Here is a 23,267-nt window from a genome sequence, read left to right on the forward strand (position 1 = left end):
ATGCCATATGCCGATAAAGGAGCGCGTTATGCATCGATCCTCGCTGATTTTACTGCCTGCGTTATTTTTCCCTTTTTCTCTCCTCGCTGCCCCTGACGCGGTAAAGGTCGAGGTGTTGCAGAACCGACTCGATCACCCCTGGTCACTGGCCTTTTTGCCTGACAATAAAGGCGTGCTCATCACACTCAGAGGCGGCCAGCTGAAACACTGGCAGGCCGGAAAAGGGTTGTCTGACCCGATTGTCGGCGTGCCCAGGGTGTGGGCAAACGGCCAGGGCGGTTTGCTGGACGTGGTGCTGGCACCTGATTTTGAACAATCGCGACGCATCTGGCTGAGCTATGCCGAAGTGGGCAATGACGGGAAAGCGGGCACGGCGGTGGGCTACGGTCGGCTGAGCGACGATCTGTCGCGCATTGAAGCCTTCCAGGTGGTGTTCCGCCAGATGCCGAAACTCTCCACCGGGAACCATTTTGGCGGTCGGCTGGTGTTCGACGGCAAAGGGTACCTGTTTATTGCTTTAGGGGAGAACAATGAGCGTCCAACGGCGCAAGATCTGGACAAGCTTCAGGGCAAAGTGGTGCGCCTGACGGAGGACGGGAAGGTGCCGCCGGATAACCCGTTTGTAAACACCGCCGGCGCGCGGCCTGAAATCTGGTCCTACGGCATTCGTAACCCGCAGGGGATGGCGATGAACCCGTGGAGCGACACGCTATGGCTTAACGAGCACGGCCCGCGCGGCGGGGATGAAATCAACATCCCGGAAAAAGGGAAGAATTACGGCTGGCCGCTGGCGACCCACGGCATCAACTACAGCGGCCTGAAAATTCCGGAAGCCAAAGGCGAGCACGCGGAGGGAACGGAAAAACCACTGTTTGTCTGGAAGGTTTCCCCGGCGGTGAGCGGCATGGCGTTTTACAACAGCGACGTCTTCCCGCAGTGGAAAAACAAACTGTTTATCGGCGCGCTGAAGGAGAAAGACGTCATCGTGCTGAGCGTCGACGGCAATAAGGTGACGGAAGACGGGCGTATTCTGGGTGATAAAGATCGGCGTATTCGCGATGTGCGGGTTGGGCCGGACGGCTATTTATATGTCCTGACCGACGAGACGGACGGGCAGCTGTTGAAAGTCAGCCCGTCCGGCACGTAATCAGGTAACCGGGATCATCACCGCGTTACGGTACGCCGGGCGCTCGGTAAGCTGCTGAAGCCAGCGCTCGAGGTGAGGGCGTGGCGTCCATTTCAGACCCATATTGGTCAGATTCCAGACGAATGGTGCAACCGCAATATCGCCCACGCCGAACGCGTCGCCTGAGAACCATTTGTGCTTCGCCAGCTCGTCGTCCATCATCGCAAACAGGGTCTCGCAGGTGTCCTGGGCTGCATGAATGGCGGGATAGTCACGTTCGGCTTCCGGCGTGCGGATAAGTCCCATCAGGATCACGCGGTGAGTGGGAGAGAGCGTCTGGTTTGCCCAGTCCATCCACTTTTCACCCTGAGCACGCTGGGCTGGGCTCTCTACCCACAGACGGCCCTGACCGTACTGCGCGGCAAGGTAACGGACAATGGTGTTGGACTCCCACAGCGTGGCATCGGTCTCATCGTCGCGCAGCAGCGGCACCAGCCCGTTCGGGTTCATCGCCAGGTAGTCAGCCTCTTTGTTCACGCCGAACGACATGCCGGCCATGATTTGATTAAACGGTAAATCCAGTTCCTCCAGCGTCCAGAGCACTTTCTTCACGTTGGTTGAGTTGTTCCTGCCCCACAGCGTAATCATATTTACTCCCGATGAGATGTGAATCCGAGTCAGCTTTTCGCCATGGTGAGATAAACCTAACAATTACGCAACAGAAGACAAAAAAATCGCCTGAATCAAAGCGTAAATGAATGTTATTGCATAAACTTTAATAACTTTACCCTGGTTGGGTTTCTTTAACCGTTTTAGTGCGCTATTACTCATCGCTTCTTGCGACACGGTGATGTGACGTAATTTTTTGAATGGACACTCGGGTGGCATTTATGACGCGAAAACTGACTTCTCTGCGCAGCCTGGCGGCAGGCTCTGCGCTCCTCTTCCTTTTTGCCCCAACGCTCTACGCGGCGGAACAGGCGGCGCCCGAAGCGCCACCGGTGGATGCCCGCGCCTGGATCTTAATGGACTACGCCAGCGGTAAAGTGCTGGCAGAAGGGAATGCCGACGAGAAACTCGACCCGGCAAGCCTGACCAAAATCATGACCAGCTACGTGGTGGGTCAGGCGCTGAAAGCAGGCAAAATTAAGCTTGATGATATGGTCACCGTCGGGAAAGACGCCTGGGCGACCGGTAACCCGGCGCTGCGGGGCTCGTCGGTGATGTTTCTGAAGCCCGGGGATCAGGTCTCCGTTTCCGATCTGAATAAAGGTGTGATCATTCAGTCGGGAAATGATGCGTGTATCGCGCTGGCCGATTACGTCGCGGGCAGCCAGGATTCGTTCATTGGTTTGATGAATGGCTATGCGCAAAAACTGGGCCTGACCAACACCACCTTTAAAACGGTCCACGGTCTCGATGCGCCGGGGCAGTTCAGTACCGCGCGTGACATGGCGCTGCTGGGGAAAGCGCTGATCCACGACGTACCGGACGAATACGCGATCCACAAAGAGAAAGAGTTTACCTTCAATAAGATCCGTCAGCAGAACCGCAACCGTCTGTTGTGGAGCAGCAACGTCAACGTGGACGGGATGAAGACCGGCACCACGGCGGGTGCGGGTTACAATCTGGTCGCGTCCGCAACCCAGGGCGATATGCGCCTGATTTCGGTGGTGCTGGGCACCAAAACCGATCGAATTCGCTTTAATGAATCAGAAAAACTGCTGACCTGGGGCTTCCGCTTCTTTGAAACCGTGACGCCGATTAAGCCGGATGCCACGTTCGTCAGCCAGCGCGTCTGGTTTGGCGATAAGAGCGAGGTGAATCTGGGCGCGGGTGAGGCCGGTTCAGTGACCATTCCGCGCGGTCAGCTGAAAAACCTGAAAGCCAGCTTCACCCTGACCGACCCGCAGCTTACGGCTCCGCTGAAAAAAGGCCAGGTCGTCGGGACGATTGATTTCCAGCTTAACGGCAAGTCGATTGAACAGCGTCCGCTGATTGTGATGGAAGCAGTAGAAGAGGGCGGATTCTTCAGCCGGATGTGGGATTTCGTACTGATGAAATTCCACGGGTGGTTTGGCAGCTGGTTTAGCTAAACCTTATGGGTTTTCTCCCTCTCCCTGTGGGAGAGGGCCGGGGTGAGGGCATCAGGCCGCACCCCTCTCAATACATCAACTTCACCTGCTGCGCCTTCGCATGGGCCACAATCTCGTCGTCCGGGCGGCAATCGCTCACAATAGCGTCAAACTGCGCCAGCTCGCCCATTCTTGCCGGACGCACCTTGCCAAACTTGCTGTGGTCGACCACCAGCACATGATACTGCGCGGCATTTAACGCCCAGTGCTTCACGGGTAACTCTTCCAGGTTAAAGCAGGTCGCGCCCTGACGCACGTTCACGCCCGCCGCAGAATAAAACGCGATATCCGGGCATAAGTTACTCAACGTGTCCTGCAGGTTCAGCGGCTTAAAGATTGCATTACTGGCGTGGAACTCACCGCCGCAGAGGATCACCCGGCATTCGGGTTTCTCCTGCAGCGCCAGAAAGGTGTTCAATGAGTAACAGACGGCGGTAAACGGGAGGCTGCTGTCAATGGCTTCGATGATCCACGGCGTGGTGGTCCCGCAGTCAAAAAACAGGGTTTGATGCGGCTGCACCAGGGAGGCCGCGAGCCGTGCCGCCTTGCGCTTCTCTTCCACCAGACGCGTTTTTTGATCGCTGATCAGATAGTGGCTGGCGCTACGCGGCTCGAGGACGATGTATCCGCCCAGCAGCACAACGGGGGCGCTGTCGCTGTTAAGATCCCGACGAATGGTCATCTCAGAGACGCCGAGCAGCGTGGCAGCTTCCTTGAGGTGCAGTTTATCACTGCGCTTCAGCGCCTGGAGCAGCTGAGCAATGCGGTCATCGCGTCGTGTTTCCATAGATCCTCAGGATGAAAAAGTGAACCCCCGCAGGGCGGGGGTTCAAGTGTAACCTGTCGGAACGGGATTAGTCACGTATCCAGCCTTTGCGGATCGGGAGGGCAAACAGCACGCGATACAGCTGAGACAGCCCGCGGTAAAGCGCCGGGCCAAAGAGGCTCCACAGGATCGCCGCGCTCACGCAGCCGATCAGCCCCACCAGGAACCCACCCACCATATCCAGCGGCCAGTGAACGCCAAGATAAACGCGGGACCAGGCGATGGCCAGCGCGATACCCATCAGCACTGCGCCAGACCACAGGCGATGCCAGAACAGGAACGCCAGGGCGAAGGTGAAAATCACGGTGCCATGATCGCTTGGGAAGGAGTCATCAGGCGCATGGTGCAGGAAATTATACCCAACGTGATCGACGAACGGACGGTCGTGGGGGAAGGCATGTCCCAGCAGATAGCTGGTCACTACGCTGACACCGATGGCCATCGCCACTTTGATCACCAGCTGGCGCTGTGCAGTGACCTCTTTACGCGGACCCCACAGCCAGAGAACAACGGCCAGTACAGGCACAATCGAGATCAAATCTCTGGCAACAAAGGTGGCGAAATCAATCATCCATTCCGGCGAGGCTGGCGTGGCGTTGATGAAATAAAACAGTCCGTAGTTCAGATTCTCTAACATAATGTCGTCACTCTTTCGCAAACCAGGCGGAAACAAGGCCATAGACCACCACCTGGGAAAACCAGACCCACCACCCAGCCCACAGGTTGTGAGAGAAAAAATGCGCCCCGCGCATGACCTGACCGTAGCCCATGGCCAGACCCAATACCGCACCCAGCACGACGAAACTCCAGGCCAGACGTGGACGTTCGCGCCAGAAGGCAAAAAACAGCCCCATCACCATAAAGCCGCTTGACGAGTGGCCGCCCGGGAAGCAACGGCCCGGTCCGCTGTCTGCTGGTACCGCGCTAAACAGGGGGTAAGAAACCGCCTTTCCGCCATACTCCACCAGATCCCACGGACAGCTATGGTGGCTAATGCTTTTCAGCACGCCGACAACCAGTGCACCCAGCCCCATCAGAAGCGCAGCCGTGAGGAGTCGGGCATTGCGCTTGACGACACCGTAAATCAGCGCAACCGCAGCCAGGGCGATAGAGACATACTTCGCCAGCCGATGGTTGAGCAGGTCCAGCATCGGGTTTTGCTGCAACGGAAAATGGCGCGTCGCTGCGTCATACCAGAAACCGGTTATCCATCTGTCGAGCGTTTCGTCACGTGAAAGCCAGGTAAACAGGACGGCGAGGACAATCAGCACGAAAAGCTGATAACCATAAAAGCGCAGGGGCAAACGGTAAAGGTCTTTTGTCTTATTTGTCGGCAAGTTAGACAATTCTGAAGGGCTGAAGGTGTATGCCATAATTAGGGTCAGTGACGTGAAAATAGGGCTATCATAAAACTGTCAACTTAAGGAAACCTTAAACGACGACGATAAGTGCTTTATTTCTGTTTACTATCGATAATTTGCTATCTCGGGCTGCGGCAATTCATTACACTCATCGCGATTTTTTCATCATAAAGAGATTGCATGTTAAACCGTTCTTCTTCCGGTAATCGTCTGGGACGTCAGGCGTTACTGTTCCCTCTGTGTCTGGTGCTCTACGAATTCTCTACCTATATCGGCAACGATATGATCCAGCCCGGTATGCTGGCCGTGGTAGAACAGTACAACGCGGGTATCGAGTGGGTGCCGACCTCCATGACCGCCTATCTGGCGGGCGGCATGTTTTTACAGTGGCTGTTAGGGCCGCTGTCGGACCGTATTGGTCGTCGTCCGGTGATGCTGACCGGCGTGGTGTGGTTTATCGTCACCTGTCTTGCCACGCTGCTGGCGCAAAACATTGAACAATTTACCCTGCTGCGTTTCCTGCAGGGGGTGAGCCTGTGCTTCATCGGTGCCGTGGGGTATGCCGCTATTCAGGAGTCGTTTGAAGAGGCGGTGTGTATCAAAATCACCGCGCTGATGGCGAACGTGGCGCTGATTGCGCCGCTGCTGGGACCGCTGGTGGGCGCAGCCTGGGTGCACGTTGCGCCGTGGGAGGGGATGTTCATACTCTTCGCCGCCCTTGCTGCCATCTCCTTCTTTGGTCTGCACCGTGCGATGCCGGAAACGGCTACGCGTCTGGGTGAAAAACTCTCCCTGAAAGAGCTGGGACGCGACTACAAAGAGGTGTTGAAAAATGGCCGCTTTGTCGCGGGTGCGCTGGCGACGGGCTTTGTCAGCCTGCCGTTGCTGGCGTGGATTGCGCAGTCGCCCGTCATTATCATCAGCGGTGAGAAGCTCAGCAGTTACGAGTACGGTTTGCTGCAGGTGCCGATCTTTGGCGCGCTGATCGCCGGTAACCTCGTGCTGGCACGTCTGACGTCGCGCCGCACCGTTCGCTCGCTGATTATTATGGGCGGCTGGCCGATTGCGGCAGGGTTGGTCATGGCCGCGGTCGCTACGGTGGCCTCTTCCCACGCCTACCTGTGGATGACCGCAGGGCTGAGCGTCTATGCCTTTGGTATTGGCGTGGCGAATGCCGGACTGGTGCGCCTGACGCTGTTTGCCAGCGAAATGAGTAAAGGCACGGTGTCCGCCGCGATGGGCATGCTGCAGATGTTGATTTTTACCGTCGGAATTGAGGTGAGCAAGCACGCTTACGCGTTTGGCGGCAACGGGCTGTTCAGCCTGTTCAACCTTGCCAACGGCGTGCTGTGGGTGGGATTAATGGTGGTGTTCCTGAAAGACAAACGCATCGGCAGCGCCCTGCAACCCTAATTATTATTCCCTCTCCCCGTGGGAGAGGAATCCCCAGTCATTTTTTTACTTGAAGCGATGAACGTTGTTAAGCAAAATTAATGACTTACAGCGACGCCCTGGTCCGGCTGTAAATCGCCGAAGCGTTTCCGTAAGGCCGGGGCGAGGCGCAGGGATGCGCCGAGAGGGCGTGGCCTGCAGGGATGCAGGCTCATGCCCGACCCGATAGCCTGAAGGAATAAGCTGAGGGAACCGCGAAGCGGCGATTTACCGCCGGGAGCCCGGGTCGCCAGGGTGGTGGCGATTGAGCCACCCTGGCACGTTCACCGGTCACGTCGTTACAGAGTAGCAAGAAACATAAAGTGAACGGAATGACCACAACAGTCGTATGTTCCCCCTCACCCCAGCCCTCTCCCTCTGTACAGTCCGGGGACATGGTAGACAGGTGTTCGGGGACATGGTGAACACTTTTTAACATCCTTTACCCATGGTGATCGACTTTTTCTTCAGGTTGATCACCCCCACTTTCGTGCTGTACCACCACACTTCATAGCAGCCGTCATCCTGCGTCTCCTTCAGCCCGACCCGTTCTCCCCTGAACGCCTTGCCTGCGCTCAGACTTACCCCTTTCACGCTCAGCTTTCCGCTGATATCCACTTTTCTGACCATCACGCCCTCATCGTATTCCGGTTGCGTCATGGTGCCACTGTACTGTCGTGCAGATGGCTTATACCGCGAGCCCGGTACCGCCATATCCAGCGCCTCATGCGGGCGTTCAAGGTTATAGACCGTCCGCCAGTGGTCGAAGGCGCGCTGCAGCTCACCCTCGCTCGCGAACCACTTCCCCTGCAGCACCTCTGCCTTCAGGCTGCGGTGAAAACGCTCCAGCTTGCCCTGCGTCTGCGGATGATACGGCCGGGAGTGCCCCACCCGGATACCCAGGCGCATCAGCCACAGCTCCAGCGCTGTCCAGGTGCCGGTGATGTCTCCCCACGGTGAGCCGTTGTCCATTGTCATCCGGTCCGGCAGGCCGTAGCGTTCAAACACGCTGACCAGCTGCTGCTGCACGGTCTCGCGCCGTTCATCGTTACAGTGCGCCAGGCACAGGGAAAAACGGGAGTGGTCGTCCAGCAGGGTGAGCGGATGGCAGCGGCCACCGCCAAAGAGAAAGTGGCCCTTAAAATCCATCTGCCAGAGGCGGTTCGGCGCGTTGTGTTCGAACCGTCCCGTGGCGGGAATGCCCGGTGAAGTGCCCGGCAGCAGGCCATGACGGGCCATCAGGCTATGGACAGTGCTGAAGGCGGGCATGCAGTGCCCCTGGTCTTCGAGCCAGCGCTTTATCTTGCGTGCGCCCCAGCGTTGATGGCGGTCATGGGCCATACGCAGCAGGGCCGTGATGTCGTCAGATGAGCGGTTCGGGGAATGGTGCGGTATGCGCGGGCGGTTCTGAAGGCCGGCGGTACCTCCCTCCGCCCAGCGGCGAAGCCACTTATAGCCGGTGGCAGGTGAAATGCCGAAGCGACGGCAGAGAGAACGGATGTTCGCCCCGTCCTGCGAGGCGAACAAAACAAACCCGGTACGTAATGACATGGTATCTCTCGCATCCCAGGGCATAAGCGACTCCAAAAACGGGTTCTTATGCCTTAGTTGTAAGTGTCTACCATGTCCCCGAACAAGTGTTCACTATGTCCCCGGACCGTACACCCTCAAGGGAGAGGGGGTCGTCCGTGCAGGTATTATTTTGTTGGGAACCCTCAACCCCGTGGGAGAGGGTTAGGGTGAGGGCACCAGACCGCACGGTATTAATTAAACGGTGCCTCCCCGTTCAACACCTTCTCAATCACGTTTAAAACGCCTTCATCGTTATTATGCTGCGCTTCAAACCGGGCGACCGCCTTAATATGCGGTTTGGCATTGGCCATCGCAAAGCTAAACCCTGACTGGCGCAACATTTCTACGTCGTTGCCGCTGTCGCCAAAGGCCACCACGTCGCTGTTCTCTATGCCCCATCGCGCCTGCAAAATGCGCAAGCCGTTAGCTTTGTGCACGCCAGGGATAATCAGGTCGATACTGCCGTGACCGGTGGTGACGGGCACCATAATATCGCCCAGTCTTTCATGCAGCAGCGCCTGAATACGCGGAATTTCATCATCGGAAACGTTAAGCCCAAACTTGAAGAAAATATCGTTCAGGTTGTCGAAATCACTGACCCTTTCGAGGCGGTGATAATATTTTGAGGCCATATCGATGAAGGCATCGTCATAGGCTTTGAGAGTGTAGGCGCTACCTTTGCCGCAGGCGATAATCTCAATGCCCGGAACGTCATTTAACACGTTCGCGACGGTCTCGAAATGGGCTTTCGACAATTCACCGTTAAAGACATCTTCACCTTCGCTCACGACCCAGCCGCCGTTTTCGGCAACAAACGCAATTTCATGCGCGATCTCCGGGAAAAAGGAGATCAGCTGGTAGTATTGGTTGCCGCTGGCGACCACAAAACGAATGCCTTGCGCCTTCATGCGCGCGTACTGCGCCAGAAAACGCGCGCGGTTGTACGTCTTCGCATCGCTCAGGAAGGTGCCATCCATGTCGACTGCAATCAGTTTAACGCTCATATCCCTTCTCCATTGACGTCTGTTCTGTTTCCGGCTTTGCCACCGCGCGCGCCACCAGCGCCGCGATAATGACTAACCCTAATACCACCAGCATGGCGCTGCGCAGGCCGTAGTGCTCCCCGAGGAAACCGAGCAGCGGCGGTCCCACCAGGAAGGCGAGGTAACCAGTGGTCGCCACTACGCTGACGCGCGTTGGCGCATCCGGGCCGGTGTCGCTGGCGGCGGAAATGGTCAGCGGGAAGCCAAGTGATGCCCCCAGTCCCCACAGGATCACGGAAACGCCTGCAATCCAGTCCACGTCCACAAAGATGATCATCGCGATGCCTAACCCGCCGAGCAGGGCGCTGGCGCGCACCACCGCTACGCGACTGTAGCGGTCGATAAACCAGCCGCCGGTGAAGCGCCCGACGGTCATTCCCAGCGTAAATCCGGCGTAAATCAGCGAGCCGGAGGTCGGGCTGAAGCCGTGACCGTCCACCATCAGCAGCGGCAGCCAGTCGTTGGCGGAGCCTTCCGCGAACGCCATTGCCAACACCACTACGCCGATCAGCATCAGCTGGAAGTCGCGGTAGAACGGCAGCCCTTTTTCGGCCGAGTGCTGTTCGCCAGCGGAGTTCTTACCGGTGCCGTCCGGGATCGCCCGGATGCCCGTCAGGATCGGAATAATGCACACCAGCGCCGCCAGTAAAATATGCAGATTGGCCGCCATGCCAAACGCCGTCAGCGCCATCCCCACGCCCGCACCCGCCAGCGTGCCGAGGCTGTAAAAGCCATGCATCATCGGCAGCACGGTTTTGTTCATCTCACGCTCGACAGATGCCCCTTCGACGTTAATCGCTACTTCCGCCGCGCCGAAGCTGCCGCCAAAGACCGTCAGCCCCAGAGCAAACAGGACCGGCGAGGCAAACCACAGCGCCACGCTCAGCACCATCATCCCGAACACCGCGCAGCACATGGTGGTGCGGATCACCGCCCGCGTGCCAAAGCGTTTAACCAGCCACGCGGAGCAGAGAATGCCGCTCATAGAGCCTATCGACAGGCCGAACAGCACGATGCCCATCTCGGCGGTAGAGACGGACAAAATATCGCGGATCGCCGGGGTGCGCGTGGCCCAGGAGGCCATCAGCAGCCCGGGAATAAAGAAGAACATAAACAGCGCCCACATGCGTAATTGCAGGGCCTTACGGGGAGAGGTCAACGTCATTGGGGTAGCACCAGAAGTACAACAATAGCGACAACACTAGCAAGTTTGTGTACATTTGTACACAAACCGGATGAGGAATTTATGAGCAGACCACCCAACGATCCGCACCGCCGGGAAAAAATACTCCAGGCGACGCTGGACACCATCGCTGAGCACGGTATTCACGCCGTCACGCACCGTAAAATCGCCTCCTGCGCGGGCGTACCGCTGGGGTCGATGACCTACTATTTTGACGGTATGGAATCGCTGCTTGAAGAGGCCTTTACGTGGTTTACCCGGCAGATGTCGCAACAGTATCGGGATTTCTTTGCGGGCGTAACAGGGCCGGAAATGGCGTGTGAGTCCATCACGACGCTGATCCACAGCTCGCAGGTGACCACGCCGCATAACATGGCGCTGATGTACCAATTGTACGCTTTTATGCACCGCAGTGCGGCGCTTAAAACGGTGATGCAGGACTGGATGAAGATGAGCCAGGACACGCTGGAGCAGTGGTTCGACCCGGTCACCACCCGTGCGCTGGATGCGTTTATTGAAGGGATGACGCTGCATTTTGTCACCGACCGCAAGCCCTTAAGCCGGGAAGAGATCCGCGCGATGGTGGGCAGGATTGCGGGCGAGGGCGGCCGTTAGGCACCACTCGCCCCAGTCAGACCTACCTGTGGTCGATTTTTTTCCCGCTGGCGTCCACGACGGCTTCGCCATCCTCTTTCGTAAACGCCCCTTTCTGCGCGTCCGGCAGGATGTCGAGGACAACTTCAGACGGGCGGCACAGGCGGGTGCCCAGCGGCGTTACCACGATCGGGCGGTTAATAAGGATCGGGTATTGCAGCATAAAATCGATAAGCTGGTCGTCGGTGAAGTTAGCTTCGGCAAGACCAAGCTGCTCATAGGGATCCACGTTTTTACGCAGCAGGTCCCGCACTGAAATGCCCATATCGGCAATCAGCGTGGTCAGCTTATCGCGCGACGGTGGGGTTTCCAGATAGAGGATAATCTCTGGCTCCGTGCCGCTGTTGCGGATCATCTCCAGCGTGTTGCGCGAGGTGCCGCAGGCGGGGTTATGGTAGATAGTGATGTGGCTCATATCAGTGGCTCATTACAGTGTGAAGGAGAGACGTAGCGCCAGCGCGGCGAGCGTCACAAACAGGACCGGCAGCGTCATCATGATGCCCGTCCGGAAATAGTAGCCCCAGGTAATCGTCATGTTTTTCTGCGCCAGCACGTGAAGCCAGAGCAGGGTGGCGAGGCTACCGATAGGCGTGATTTTCGGCCCCAAATCGCAGCCAATCATGTTGGCATAAATCATCGCGTCCTTGATCAGTCCCGTTGCCGTACTGCCTTCAATGGAGAGCGCGCCAATCAGCACCGTGGGCATATTGTTCATTATGGATGACAGGAACGCGGTGATGAACCCGGTTCCCAGCGTGGTGGCCCACAGCCCGTGTCCGGCCAGGCTATTCAGTACGCCTGTGAGAGAGTCCGTCAGCCCGGCATTGCGCAGGCCATACACCACCAGATACATCCCCAGCGAAAAGATAACGATCTGCCACGGTGCGCCGCGCAGCACTTTCCCTGTGTTTATCGCATGTCCGCGCTTTGCGACAGCGAATAAAATCAGCGCGCCGACGGTCGCAATGGCGCTGACCGGAATGCCGAGAGGCTCAAGTACGAAGAAACCGACGAGAAGCAGCAGCAGGACGATCCAGCCCGTTCTGAACGTCGGGAGGTCGTGAATGGCGCGTGCGGGCTCGCGGAGTTTTGCCAGGTCATATTCCGGGGGAATTTCCTTACGGAAGAAGAGGTGCAGCATCACCAGCGTTGCGGCAATCGCGGCGATATCCACCGGGATCATCACTGAGGCGTATTCGCTGAACCCCAGCTTAAAGAAGTCAGCCGACACGATGTTGACCAGGTTGGACACAATCAGCGGCAGGCTGGCGGTATCGGCGATAAAACCTGCTGCCATCACAAACGCCAGCGTCGCCTGCTTGCTGAACCCCAGCGCCAGCAGCATGGCGATAACGATAGGGGTCAGGATCAGCGCTGCACCGTCATTGGCAAACAGCGCCGCCACGGCTGCACCCAGCAGCACGATATACGTAAACAGCAATCGCCCGCGACCGTTTCCCCAGCGGGCAACATGGAGCGCCGCCCACTCGAAAAAGCCGGACTCATCCAGCAGCAGGCTGATGATGATGACGGCGATAAACGTTGCCGTGGCGTTCCAGACGATATTCCACACGACCGGAATATCGTTAATGTGAATCACGCCGCTGGCCAGCGCTAGCACGGCGCCGATGGTGGCGCTCCAGCCGATACTGAGCCCTTTGGGCTGCCAAATAACCAGTACCAGCGTAAACAGAAAAATAGCCCCTGCCAGAAACATCGTTTACTCCATTATATCTGTTTTTGTGAATGTGTTTCGATCAGCATGCGCCCGGTAGTCGGTTTTTCAGCTTCATGCGCGTCTCTTCCCGCAGGCAGTTCCAGCTATTGTCGATAACGGTTGCCGCCCACGCAGGCATGTTGGGAGAGAGACGGTAATGGACCCATTTCCCCTCGCGACGGTCGATCACCAGCCCAGACTCGCGCAACAAGGCCATGTGACGGGAGACTTTCGGCTGCGACTCGGTGGTCGCGGCGCAGAGATCGCAGACGCACAATTCTCCTGCTTCACGGAGCAGCATGACGATGGCGAGCCGCGTTTCGTCGGAGAGGGTTTTGAAGAGCTGGAGCGGGTGGATCATGGGAATTCCTGCAGGCGTAATAATTTATATATGGATAATCATATATGTTTTGATTGCGGAAGAGAAGCAGAGATGAGAGGTTCGGGGATTTCAGGCAACAAAAAACCCATCAACCTTGAACCAAAACGGCGGGGTTGATGGGCTCCACAAATTGGGGACATCAAAGAAAAGCAGTGGCACTAGTTATGACTGCCCCCTGATAAAAAAGTTCTGCGCGTAACGAAAATAATTTTCACCACGCGCAAACTTGAGACTTATCCGAGTCCTGGCCAGATGATGATGATCAGCGTACCCGCCAGCGTGAGCAGTACGTTAGCGATGGCATAGGTGCCTGCATAGCCCAGGGCCGGGATATTGCTGCGCGCGGTATCGCTGATGATTTCCATGGCAGGCGCACAGGTACGTGCGCCCATCATTGCCCCGAAGAGCAGGGCGCGGTTCATGCGCAGCACGTAGGCGCCGAACAAGAAGCAAATAACCACCGGCACCAGGCTGACGATAAGTCCGGAAACCAACATCTGCCAGCCGACGGCACCCAGGCTGTGGCCAATGCCGCTGCCCGCGCTTAAGCCCACGCCTGCCATAAAGACCATCAGACCGAACTCTTTCACCATGTTCAGTGCGCCCTGCGGAATGTAGCCGAAGGTTGGGTGGTTCGCTCGCAGGAAGCCCAGCATGATCCCGGCGAACAGCAGCCCGGCGGCGTTACCGATGCCGAAGCTAAAGTTGCTGAACTGGAAGGTGATCATCCCGATCATCAGGCCGACGATAAAGAACGCGCAGAAGGCCAGCAGGTCGGTGACCTGGCTGTGAATAGAGATAAAGCCGATGCGGTCAGCAACGGTTTTCACGCGTCGCGCGTCGCCGCTCACCTGCAAAACGTCACCTTTGTTGAGCACGACGTTGTCGTCGATGGGCATCTCAATCTGGCTGCGGATCACGCGGTTGAGGAAGCAGCCGTGGTCGGTCAGCTTCAGCTGCGCCAGACGGCGGCCAACGGCGTTATGGTTTTTCACCACGATCTCTTCGGTGACGATACGCATGTCGAGCAGGTCGCGGTCGAACACCTCTTTACCGTTGCGGAAGCTCGGATCGAGACGGGCATGAGCGTCCGGGTAACCCACCAGCGCGATGTCGTCGCCCATCTGCAGCACCGCGTCGCCGTCCGGGTTTGCCAGAATGCCGTTGCGTCGAATACGTTCGATGTAACAGCCCGTCTGGCGGTAAATGCCCAGCTCGCGCAGGTTTTTGCCGTCGGTCCAGGCCACCAGCTCCGGCCCGACGCGATAGGCGCGGATCACAGGTAGATAGACTTTACGCTTGGTGTCCGTGTCCAGGCCGCGCTCGCGAGCAATTGTCTGTGCGCTGGTCTGCAGATCCTGGTGCTGCAATTTTGGCAGGTAGCGCGCACCGACAATCAGGCTCACCAGACCAATAAGGTAAGTCAATGCATAGCCCAGACTCAGGTGGTCGAGCGCGGTGGAAAGCTGTGCGCCTTGCATGCCGGAATGACGCAGGGTATCACCCGCACCCACCAGCACCGGGGTGGATGTCATGGAGCCTGCCAGCATACCGGCCGTTAACCCGATATCCCAGCCAAACAGTTTGCCCAGTCCTAACGCAATCAGCAGCGCGCTGCCGACCATCACCAGCGCCAGCATCAGGTAATTTTTGCCGTCGCGGAAGAAAATTGAAAAAAAGTTCGGCCCCGCTTCCACGCCAACACAAAAAATAAACAGCATGAAGCCTAAATTGAGCGCATCCGTGTTAATACTGAAATGCTGCTGACCTAATAATAAAGAGACGACTAAAACGCCAATGGAATTACCCAGTTGAACTGAACCCAGGCGCAATTTACCCAGGCAAAGGCCCAACGCCAGTACCACAAATAATAACAGGATGTAATTCCCATTTAACAAGTCTGCGACGTTTATATTCACGGAGGCTAACTTCTTGTTTACCAGTAAGTTGTTGAATGAAAGGACTATTTGGGCTACTGTTTTCAGGGCCAGGGAAAGACTTCACGACTCCCTGCTTCCTAATAAATTCCCTAAAACATGCGCTGGCGGTTAGTTTAATCGTATTAGCTACCGACAGCCACCTATTATCGCATCAGCCTGTGCGTGCTTTGGCAAGGATTGCCGTACTGCTTTATCTGACTGGGCGTCCACTGGACGAAGTTGTATTTGATAGAGATAAGTCAGGAGGATAGTTTGAACATTAAACGAAACTGGGCGGGCGTGGTCAGCTGCTTTTTGCTGTTTACGGTCGTTTGCATGTCGCTCGCTTTTAATGTGAAGGGGGCATTCAGGGCGTCCGGTCATCCGGAACTGGGTTTGCTCTTTTTCATCCTGCCGGGCGCCGCAGCCAGTTTTCTCTCGCGTAAAGGAGAGGTAATCAAGCCTCTGCTCGGGGCCATGCTGGCAGCACCGCTGTGCCTGCTGATGATGCGTCTGATGTATGTCCCGACAAGAAGTTTGTGGCAGGAGCTGGCGTGGTTACTGAGCGGGGTGTTCTGGTGTGCGCTGGGGGCGCTTTGCTATCTGTTTGTGCGCAGCTTGCTGCACCGGCGCAAACATCCGCAATAAAAACGCCCTCGCGGTGAGGGCGTCTTCGCATTACTGAGCGGCAAACAGGCCCAGGTTTTCTTTGGCGTAGGCTTCAAAGTCAGTGCAGCCGCCGATGTGTTTCTGATCGAGGAAGATCTGCGGTACGGTTTCAACCGGCTTGCCGACGGTTTTTTCCAGATCGGCTTTGGTGATGCCTTCCGCGTGGATGTCTACATAACGGAAGTTGAAGTCATCGCGCTCTTCGGTCAGTTTCTCAGCCAGCTCTTTTGCGCGAACACAGTAAGGGCACCCTGGACGACCAAAAATTACTGCAAACATTTCTCTCTCCTCAAAAAACAAGCCTGACGGCGAATGACACGTATAGTGCCCCATAACCCGCCGTCATTAAAGAAGGTTTCGCCTGTCGTTATAATATCTATGAGCTATGTTTCGCCAATTACACCGCGCACATCATTGCCTATACTGGCTGCCATAGGGTTTTAGCAAGATAAAGAGAGAGAAGATGACGCCAACCATAGACCTGCTCCAGTCCCACCGTTCCATTCGCCACTTCACCGATGAGCCGATTACCGAGGCGCAGCGTGCCGCGATTATTGACAGCGCCAGGGCGACCTCCAGCTCCAGCTTCCTGCAGTGCAGTTCGATTATCCGCATCACCGACCCGGCCATGCGCGAGCAGCTGGTCACGCTGACCGGCGGGCAGAAGCATGTGGCGCAGGCGGCAGAATTCTGGGTGTTCTGCGCCGACTTTAACCGCCATCTGCAAATCTGCCCTGAAGCCGAACTGGGGCTGGCCGAACAGCTGCTGCTGGGCGTGGTGGACACTGCTCTGATGGCGCAAAACGCCTTTACGGCGGCGGAATCGCTGGGGTTAGGCGGCGTCTACATCGGCGGCCTGCGTAATAACATCGAAAGCGTGACTGAGCTGCTGGAGCTGCCAAAACATGTGCTGCCGCTGTTCGGCCTGTGCCTCGGCTGGCCTGCGGATAACCCGGATTTGAAACCGCGTATTCCTGCGGCGATGCTGGTGCATGAAAACCACTACCAGCCGGTCAATCAGGACGTCCTGAATCAATATGATGAAGAGCTGGCGAACTACTACATGACGCGCGGCAGCAATACCCGTCGCGATACCTGGACTGACCATATTCGTCGCACCATCATTAAAGAAAACCGCCCGTTTATTCTCGATTATCTTCATAAACAGGGCTGGGCGACACGGTAGTCCATTCCTCCTGCGCCTCGTGTATGATAGGCAGGCTTTATCCATGTCTTCAGAGAGGTGCAGGGTGAAAATTGCCATATTGTCCCGGGATGGAACGCTCTATTCATGTAAACGCCTGCGTGAGGCGGCGGCAAAACGCGGGCATCAGGTTGAGATCCTCGATCCGATGTCCTGCTATATGAACATCGACCCCGCTGCGTCGTCGATTCACTACAAAGGCCGCAAGCTCCCGCATTTCGATGCGGTGATCCCCCGCATCGGCTCTCAGATCACCTATTACGGCACCGCCGCGCTGCGCCAGTTCGAGATGCTGGGCAGCTATCCGCTTAATGAATCTGTCGCCATTTCCCGCGCCCGCGATAAACTGCGTTCGTTGCAGCTGCTCGCCCGTCAGGGGATCGATCTTCCCGTCACCGGGATTGCCCATTCACCGGACGACACCAGCGATCTGATCGACATGGTGGGCGGTGCGCCGCTGGTCATCAAACTGGTGGAAGGCACGCAGGGCATTGGCGTGGTGCTGGCAGAAACGCGGCAGGCAGCGGAAAGCGTGATTGACGCCTTTCGCGGCCTTAACGCTCACATTCTGGTGCAGGAGTATATCGAAGAGGCCAAAGGTCGCGATATTCGCTGCTTCGTGGTCGGAAATGAGGTGGTCGCCGCCATCGAGCGTCAGGCGAAAGAGGGCGATTTCCGTTCAAATCTCCATCGCGGGGGCGTGGCGCGGGTTGCAGAGATCAGCGACCGTGAAAGAGAGATTGCCGTGAAAGCGGCGCAAACCCTCGGACTGGACGTGGCCGGTGTCGATCTTCTGCGGGCGACACGCGGGCCGCTGGTAATGGAGGTCAATGCCTCGCCGGGGCTGGAAGGCGTGGAAAAAACCACAGGTGTTGATATTGCGGGTAAAATGATCGCATGGATCGAGCGTCATGCCACGCCGGGTTACTGTCTGAAAACGGGCGGTTAAATGGTATTGAGCACGCTTTTTGCGTAATCTATGCAAAGTTTTTATTTAAGAGGCTGCACAGCGATGGATTTACAGGTCGTTCCAACACTGGATACGTTACGTCAATGGCTTGATGATGCCGGTATCACCTTCTTTGAATGCGATTCCTGCCAGGCGCTGCATCTGCCTCATATGCAGAATTTCGACGGCATTTTCGATGCTAAAGTCGATCTGATTAACGACGTGATCCTTTTCTCCGCGCTGGCCGAAGTGAAGCCGTCCGCGCTGCTGGCGCTGGCTTCCGATCTCTCGGCCATCAACGCCAGTTCCTTGACGGTGAAAGCATTTCTCGACATACAGGATGATAATCTGCCAAAACTGGTCGTTTGCCAGTCTTTATTCTCCGGTGCTGGCTTATCCTTTAAGCAGTTCGCCTGGTTTATGCGCTTGAGTGAAGAGCAAATTTCGATGGTCATGATGGAAGCCAATGCACATCATCTGCTGTATAGCGCGGAAGATGACGCAGAGAATAATGATGCATCTCCCAATTTTCTCCACTAAGCCTGTCTGACTTTTGCGCAGTCGCTGCCAGAGCGGCTGCATAACGCCATTTTTTCTGCTGCTTTTAACCTTTCCTTAAAGAATTTTTCACCTCCCTGAAGGCCCTTTCGGCTTATCACGTAGACATAACCTGCATAAAAAATTGATAAAAGGCGTTTTTTCGTCTGGGCTATAGCCGGAGACACGGGCTACAGTTATTCTTGCGATGCTTACAAAAAAGCGAGCGGAACCTGCCAGGAAAGGGGTTTATTTTTATTTCGGGCAGAACGACAAACTATGCATGATTTTTGCATATATCCAGATTGCACAGTTTTGGTTCGTTTGTTAACGAGCTTTCAGAAGGAATAACACTATGATCGCCTTGAATAAAAAATGGTTATCGGGTCTGGTTGCGGGTGCTCTGATGGCCGTCTCTGCCGGCACGCTCGCTGCGGAACAAAAAACGCTGCACGTTTACAACTGGTCTGACTATATCGCGCCGGATACGGTCGCTAATTTTGAAAAAGAGACCGGCATTAAAGTGGTCTATGACGTTTTCGATTCCAACGAAGTGCTGGAAGGAAAGCTGATGGCGGGCAGCACCGGTTTTGACCTGGTGGTGCCCTCTGCGAGCTTCCTTGAGCGTCAGCTGACCGCAGGCGTTTTCCAGCCGCTGGATAAGAGCAAATTATCGAACTGGAAAAACCTCGACCCGGAAGTGCTTAAGCTGGTGGCGAAGCACGACCCGGACAACAAATACGCGATGCCTTATCTGTGGGCGACCACCGGTATCGGCTACAACGTCGATAAAGTGAAAGCGGCGCTCGGCCCGGACGTCAAGTTGGACAGCTGGGATGTGGTGCTGAAGCCGGAAAACCTTGAGAAGCTGAAAAGCTGCGGCGTCTCCTTCCTCGATGCGCCGGAAGAGATTTTCGCGACCGTGCTGAATTACCTGGGCAAAGACCCGAACAGCAACAAAGCCAATGACTACACCGGCCCGGCGACCGATTTGCTGCTGAAGCTGCGTCCAAATATTCGCTACTTCCACTCTTCCCAGTACATCAACGACCTGGCAAACGGCGACATCTGCGTCGCAATCGGCTGGGCAGGTGACGTGTGGCAGGCGGCTAACCGCGCGAAAGAGGCGAAAAACGGCGTGAACGTCTCTTACTTCATTCCAAAAGAGGGGCGCTGGCGTTCTTCGACGTCTTCGCGATGCCTGCTGATGCGAAGAACAAAGACGAAGCCTATCAGTTCCTCAACTATCTGATGCGTCCGGACGTGATTGCCCACATCAGCGACCACGTTTACTACGCGAACGGTAACAAGGCCTCGGTGCCGCTGGTGAGCGAAGAGATCCGCAATAACCCGGCGATTTATCCACCGGCGGATGTGTTTGCCAAGCTGTTCACCCTGAAAGTTCAGGATCCCAAAATTGACCGCGTGCGTACCCGCGCGTGGACCAAGGTGAAGAGCGGTAAATAAGTTACCGTGAGTCGTAGGCCGGGCAGGCGCTAGCGCCCCCGGCAACAGGCGCACCGTTCTGGTGCGCCTGCACCAGTTTTGATCTCTACCGGAGAACACCCCGTGAATGACGCGATCCCCCGCCCGCAGGCGAAAGTCCGTAAAGCGCTGACCCCGCTGCTTGAAATTCGTAACCTCACCAAATCTTTCGACGGCCAGCATGCCGTGGACGACGTTAGCCTGACGATCTACAAAGGCGAAATCTTCGCGCTGCTGGGCGCATCCGGCTGTGGAAAATCGACCCTGCTGCGTATGCTGGCGGGTTTTGAACAGCCTACCGCCGGGCAAATCGTGCTGGACGGCGTAGACTTGTCCAGCGTGCCGCCGTATCAGCGTCCGATTAATATGATGTTCCAGTCCTACGCGCTGTTTCCGCACATGACGGTGGAGCAAAACATCGCCTTTGGCCTGAAGCAGGACAAACTGCCGAAGGCTGAAATTACCGCGCGCGTGGCCGAGATGCTGAGCCTGGTGCACATGCAGGAGTTCGCGAAGCGTAAACCGCACCAGCTCTCCGGCGGCCAGCGCCAGCGCGTGGCGCTGGCCCGCAGTCTGGCAAAACGTCCGAAATTATTGCTGCTCGACGAACCGATGGGCGCGCTGGATAAAAAGCTGCGCGACCGCATGCAGCTCGAAGTGGTGGACATTCTCGAGCGCGTGGGAGTGACCTGCGTGATGGTCACCCACGACCAGGAAGAGGCGATGACCATGGCCGGACGTATCGCGATCATGAACCGCGGTAAGTTCGTGCAGATCGGCGAGCCGGAAGAGATTTACGAGCATCCGACTACGCGCTACAGCGCGGAGTTTATCGGCTCGGTGAACGTCTTCGAAGGGCTATTGAAAGATCGTCAGGAAGACGGGCTGGTTATCGAATCGCCGGGGCTGCAGCATCCGCTTAAGGTCGACTCTGATAACTCGGTGTTAGATAACGTGCCGGTCTACGTGGCCCTGCGTCCGGAGAAGATTATGCTCTGTGAGGATCCGCCTGCCGATGGCTATAACTTTGCCGTCGGGGAAGTGGTGCACATTGCCTATCTGGGCGACCTGTCTATTTACCATGTGCGTCTGAAAAGCGGACAAATGCTCAGCGCCCAGTTGCAGAACGAACATCGCTATCGCAAGGGACAGCCGACCTGGGGCGACGAAGTGCGCCTGTGCTGGGACGCGGACAGCTGCGTCGTACTGACGGTATAAGGAGCGATCATGAGTACACTTGAACCTCCAGCCCGCGTCAAAAAACCGGGCGGTTTTGCCCACTGGCTGGCGCGCATGCAGATGAACCACGGTCGCAAGCTGGTGATCGCCATGCCGTATATCTGGCTGATCCTGCTGTTCCTGCTGCCGTTCCTGATTGTTTTCAAGATCAGCCTGGCGGAAATGGCGCGGGCGATCCCGCCGTATACCAACCTGCTGGACTGGGCCGACGGGCAGCTGACGCTGACCTTAAACCTGGGCAATTTCCTGCAGCTCACCGACGACCCGCTCTATTTCGAAGCCTATTTGCAGTCGCTGCAGGTGGCGGCGATCTCGACGATCTGCTGCCTTCTTATGGGCTATCCGCTGGCCTGGGCGGTCGCGCACAGCAAGCCATCGACGCGTAACATCCTGCTGCTGCTGGTGATCCTGCCGTCGTGGACCTCGTTCCTGATCCGCGTTTACGCGTGGATGGGGATCCTGAAAAACAACGGCATACTGAATAACTTTCTGATGTGGCTTGGGGTGATCGACCAGCCGTTGACCATCCTGCACACCAACCTCGCGGTCTATATCGGGATTGTTTACGCCTATCTACCGTTTATGGTGCTGCCGATTTACACGGCCCTGACGCGCATTGATTACTCGCTGGTGGAAGCGTCGCTCGATCTCGGCGCGCGCCCGTTGAAAACGTTCTTCAGCGTCATTGTCCCGCTGACCAAAGGCGGCATTATCGCCGGGTCAATGCTGGTCTTTATCCCGGCGGTAGGGGAGTTTGTGATCCCTGAACTGCTCGGCGGCCCGGACAGCATCATGATTGGCCGCGTGCTGTGGCAGGAGTTCTTCAATAACCGCGACTGGCCGGTGGCCTCGGCGGTGGCGATCGTGATGCTGTTGCTGCTGATCGTGCCGATCATGTGGTTCCACAAGCATCAGCAGAAACAGATGGGAGACCACGGATGAACAACTTACCGGTAGTGCGCTCCCCGTGGCGAATTGCGATCCTGGTGATTGGCTTTACCTTCCTGTATGCGCCGATGCTGATGCTGGTGATCTACTCCTTCAACAGCTCTAAGCTGGTAACGGTCTGGGCGGGCTGGTCGACGCGCTGGTACAGCGAGCTGTTCCACGACGATGCGATGATGAGCGCGGTGGGGCTGAGCCTGACCATTGCCGCCCTGGCGGCCACGATGGCCTGTGTTCTCGGCACCATCGCCGCGCTGGTGATGGTGCGCTTCGGGCGTTTTCGCGGTTCGAACGGCTTTGCCTTTATGATCACCGCGCCGCTGGTGATGCCGGATGTGATCACCGGCCTGTCGCTGCTGCTGCTGTTCGTTGCCCTGGCGCACGCCATCGGCTGGCCGGCGGATCGCGGCATGCTCACCATCTGGCTGGCCCACGTCACCTTCTGTACCGCCTACGTGGCGGTGGTGATCTCCTCGCGCCTGCGCGAGCTGGATCGCTCTATTGAGGAGGCTGCGATGGATCTCGGCGCCACGCCGCTGAAGGTCTTCTTCATCATCACGCTGCCGATGATTATGCCTGCGGTGATCTCCGGCTGGCTGCTGGCGTTTACGCTCTCGCTCGACGATCTGGTTATCGCCAGCTTCGTTTCCGGGCCGGGCGCGACGACGCTGCCAATGCTGGTCTTCTCCAGCGTGCGTATGGGGGTGAATCCGGAGATTAACGCCCTGGCGTCAATTATCCTCGGCGTAGTCGGAATTGTCGGATTTATCGCCTGGTATTTGATGGCGCGCGCGGAAAAGCAGCGGGTGCGTGATATCCAGCGTGCAAGACGCGGCTGAAGCATTTAAAATTTCCAGTGAAGTGCCGCGCATGACGCGGCACTGTTTTTC

The 23,267-nt window shown here is 56.8% G+C and carries 23 protein-coding genes and 1 pseudogene; 12 read left to right on the plus strand and 12 right to left on the minus strand.

Features of this window, described 5'->3' with window-relative positions; all coding sequences use genetic code 11:
• The first annotated feature begins 28 nt into the window (after positions 1-28).
• The gene (locus EXW94_RS17225; protein WP_174340620.1) at positions 29-1,147 is read left to right on the plus strand and encodes a PQQ-dependent sugar dehydrogenase; all 1,119 of its coding nucleotides are present in this window, start codon (positions 29-31) and stop codon (positions 1,145-1,147) included.
• Here the strand turns inward: EXW94_RS17225 and EXW94_RS17230 are convergent, their stop codons facing one another.
• Entirely contained in the window at positions 1,148-1,774 is a 627-nt protein-coding gene (locus EXW94_RS17230; protein WP_174340621.1) for a glutathione S-transferase family protein, read from the minus strand.
• A gap of 242 nt (positions 1,775-2,016) precedes the next feature.
• Between EXW94_RS17230 and dacC the strand changes: the two genes are divergently transcribed.
• Entirely contained in the window at positions 2,017-3,222 is a 1,206-nt protein-coding gene (dacC, locus tag EXW94_RS17235; RefSeq protein ID WP_089599029.1) for a serine-type D-Ala-D-Ala carboxypeptidase, read from the plus strand.
• A 67-nt stretch (positions 3,223-3,289) separates the two neighbouring features.
• On the opposite strand, the gene deoR is transcribed toward dacC, so the two are convergent.
• The 3 genes from deoR to EXW94_RS17250 all read right to left on the minus strand — a co-directional run bounded on the left by deoR (position 3,290) and on the right by EXW94_RS17250 (position 5,460).
• The gene (gene deoR / locus EXW94_RS17240; RefSeq protein WP_010429018.1) at positions 3,290-4,048 is read right to left on the minus strand and encodes a DNA-binding transcriptional repressor DeoR; all 759 of its coding nucleotides are present in this window, start codon (positions 4,046-4,048) and stop codon (positions 3,290-3,292) included.
• Positions 4,049-4,115: 67 nt separating this feature from the next.
• A complete protein-coding gene (gene ybjG / locus EXW94_RS17245; RefSeq protein WP_010429020.1) occupies positions 4,116-4,724 on the minus strand; it encodes an undecaprenyl-diphosphate phosphatase in 609 nt (202 codons plus the stop codon).
• A gap of 7 nt (positions 4,725-4,731) precedes the next feature.
• The gene (locus EXW94_RS17250) at positions 4,732-5,460 is read right to left on the minus strand and encodes a phosphatase PAP2 family protein (protein ID WP_089598989.1); all 729 of its coding nucleotides are present in this window, start codon (positions 5,458-5,460) and stop codon (positions 4,732-4,734) included.
• 168 nt (positions 5,461-5,628) lie between these two features.
• Between EXW94_RS17250 and EXW94_RS17255 the strand changes: the two genes are divergently transcribed.
• Positions 5,629-6,861 (plus strand): MFS transporter, encoded by a 1,233-nt coding sequence (locus EXW94_RS17255; RefSeq protein ID WP_010429024.1) that lies wholly within the window; start codon positions 5,629-5,631, stop codon positions 6,859-6,861.
• A gap of 450 nt (positions 6,862-7,311) precedes the next feature.
• Here EXW94_RS17255 and EXW94_RS17260 read toward each other — a convergent pair whose 3' ends face one another.
• The 3 genes from EXW94_RS17260 to EXW94_RS17270 form a co-directional block, all read right to left on the minus strand.
• A complete protein-coding gene (locus EXW94_RS17260) occupies positions 7,312-8,466 on the minus strand; it encodes an IS481 family transposase (protein ID WP_174340622.1) in 1,155 nt (384 codons plus the stop codon).
• A 176-nt stretch (positions 8,467-8,642) separates the two neighbouring features.
• Positions 8,643-9,455: a Cof-type HAD-IIB family hydrolase gene (locus EXW94_RS17265; protein ID WP_042713522.1), complete on the minus strand. Its 813-nt coding sequence runs from the start codon at positions 9,453-9,455 to the stop codon at positions 8,643-8,645.
• Positions 9,445-10,659 (minus strand): MFS transporter, encoded by a 1,215-nt coding sequence (locus EXW94_RS17270; RefSeq protein WP_120158422.1) that lies wholly within the window; start codon positions 10,657-10,659, stop codon positions 9,445-9,447. The genes EXW94_RS17265 and EXW94_RS17270 overlap by 11 nt, the downstream gene beginning before the upstream one ends.
• Positions 10,660-10,740: 81 nt before the next feature.
• On the opposite strand from EXW94_RS17270, the gene EXW94_RS17275 reads away from it, so the two are divergent.
• Positions 10,741-11,292 carry a TetR/AcrR family transcriptional regulator gene (locus EXW94_RS17275; RefSeq protein WP_010429031.1) on the plus strand — a complete coding sequence of 184 codons (552 nt, stop codon included), beginning with the start codon at positions 10,741-10,743 and terminating at the stop codon, positions 11,290-11,292.
• A gap of 22 nt (positions 11,293-11,314) precedes the next feature.
• On the opposite strand, the gene arsC is transcribed toward EXW94_RS17275, so the two are convergent.
• From arsC to EXW94_RS17295, 4 genes are all read right to left on the minus strand, one after another.
• Positions 11,315-11,746, minus strand: a complete 432-nt coding sequence (gene arsC, locus EXW94_RS17280) for a glutaredoxin-dependent arsenate reductase (protein WP_148399787.1) — start codon at positions 11,744-11,746, stop codon at positions 11,315-11,317.
• Positions 11,747-11,758: 12 nt separating this feature from the next.
• Positions 11,759-13,048: an arsenic transporter gene (locus EXW94_RS17285; RefSeq protein ID WP_174340623.1), complete on the minus strand. Its 1,290-nt coding sequence runs from the start codon at positions 13,046-13,048 to the stop codon at positions 11,759-11,761.
• Positions 13,049-13,088: 40 nt separating this feature from the next.
• Positions 13,089-13,409: a metalloregulator ArsR/SmtB family transcription factor gene (locus EXW94_RS17290; protein WP_174340624.1), complete on the minus strand. Its 321-nt coding sequence runs from the start codon at positions 13,407-13,409 to the stop codon at positions 13,089-13,091.
• 254 nt (positions 13,410-13,663) lie between these two features.
• Entirely contained in the window at positions 13,664-15,349 is a 1,686-nt protein-coding gene (locus tag EXW94_RS17295) for an aspartate:alanine antiporter (protein ID WP_089598996.1), read from the minus strand.
• A 273-nt stretch (positions 15,350-15,622) separates the two neighbouring features.
• Here EXW94_RS17295 and EXW94_RS17300 point away from each other — a divergent pair, with 273 nt between their 5' ends.
• Complete coding sequence (locus EXW94_RS17300) at positions 15,623-15,997, plus strand: inner membrane protein YbjM (protein ID WP_042716356.1); 375 nt, start codon at positions 15,623-15,625, stop codon at positions 15,995-15,997.
• A gap of 30 nt (positions 15,998-16,027) precedes the next feature.
• Here EXW94_RS17300 and EXW94_RS17305 read toward each other — a convergent pair whose 3' ends face one another.
• Entirely contained in the window at positions 16,028-16,297 is a 270-nt protein-coding gene (locus EXW94_RS17305) for a GrxA family glutaredoxin (protein WP_010429050.1), read from the minus strand.
• Positions 16,298-16,481: 184 nt separating this feature from the next.
• Here EXW94_RS17305 and nfsA point away from each other — a divergent pair, with 184 nt between their 5' ends.
• The 7 genes and pseudogenes from nfsA to potI all read left to right on the plus strand — a co-directional run bounded on the left by nfsA (position 16,482) and on the right by potI (position 23,216).
• The gene (gene nfsA / locus EXW94_RS17310) at positions 16,482-17,204 is read left to right on the plus strand and encodes a nitroreductase NfsA (protein WP_174340625.1); all 723 of its coding nucleotides are present in this window, start codon (positions 16,482-16,484) and stop codon (positions 17,202-17,204) included.
• 64 nt (positions 17,205-17,268) lie between these two features.
• Complete coding sequence (gene rimK, locus EXW94_RS17315) at positions 17,269-18,171, plus strand: 30S ribosomal protein S6--L-glutamate ligase (RefSeq protein WP_174340626.1); 903 nt, start codon at positions 17,269-17,271, stop codon at positions 18,169-18,171.
• A 63-nt stretch (positions 18,172-18,234) separates the two neighbouring features.
• Complete coding sequence (locus EXW94_RS17320; protein WP_010429060.1) at positions 18,235-18,711, plus strand: YbjN domain-containing protein; 477 nt, start codon at positions 18,235-18,237, stop codon at positions 18,709-18,711.
• A 352-nt stretch (positions 18,712-19,063) separates the two neighbouring features.
• Positions 19,064-20,175 (plus strand): annotated as a pseudogene (potF, locus tag EXW94_RS17325) (spermidine/putrescine ABC transporter substrate-binding protein PotF).
• A gap of 102 nt (positions 20,176-20,277) precedes the next feature.
• A complete protein-coding gene (potG, locus tag EXW94_RS17330; RefSeq protein WP_042716353.1) occupies positions 20,278-21,411 on the plus strand; it encodes a putrescine ABC transporter ATP-binding subunit PotG in 1,134 nt (377 codons plus the stop codon).
• Between the two features lie 9 nt (positions 21,412-21,420).
• Positions 21,421-22,374, plus strand: a complete 954-nt coding sequence (gene potH, locus EXW94_RS17335) for a putrescine ABC transporter permease PotH (protein WP_042716351.1) — start codon at positions 21,421-21,423, stop codon at positions 22,372-22,374.
• Entirely contained in the window at positions 22,371-23,216 is an 846-nt protein-coding gene (gene potI / locus EXW94_RS17340) for a putrescine ABC transporter permease PotI (RefSeq protein WP_042716350.1), read from the plus strand. The genes potH and potI overlap by 4 nt, the downstream gene beginning before the upstream one ends.
• Positions 23,217-23,267: the final 51 nt, after the last annotated feature.

Origin of the sequence: Enterobacter sp. JMULE2, assembly GCF_013337145.1 — a bacterium.
GTDB classification, from domain to species: domain Bacteria; phylum Pseudomonadota; class Gammaproteobacteria; order Enterobacterales; family Enterobacteriaceae; genus Enterobacter; species Enterobacter mori.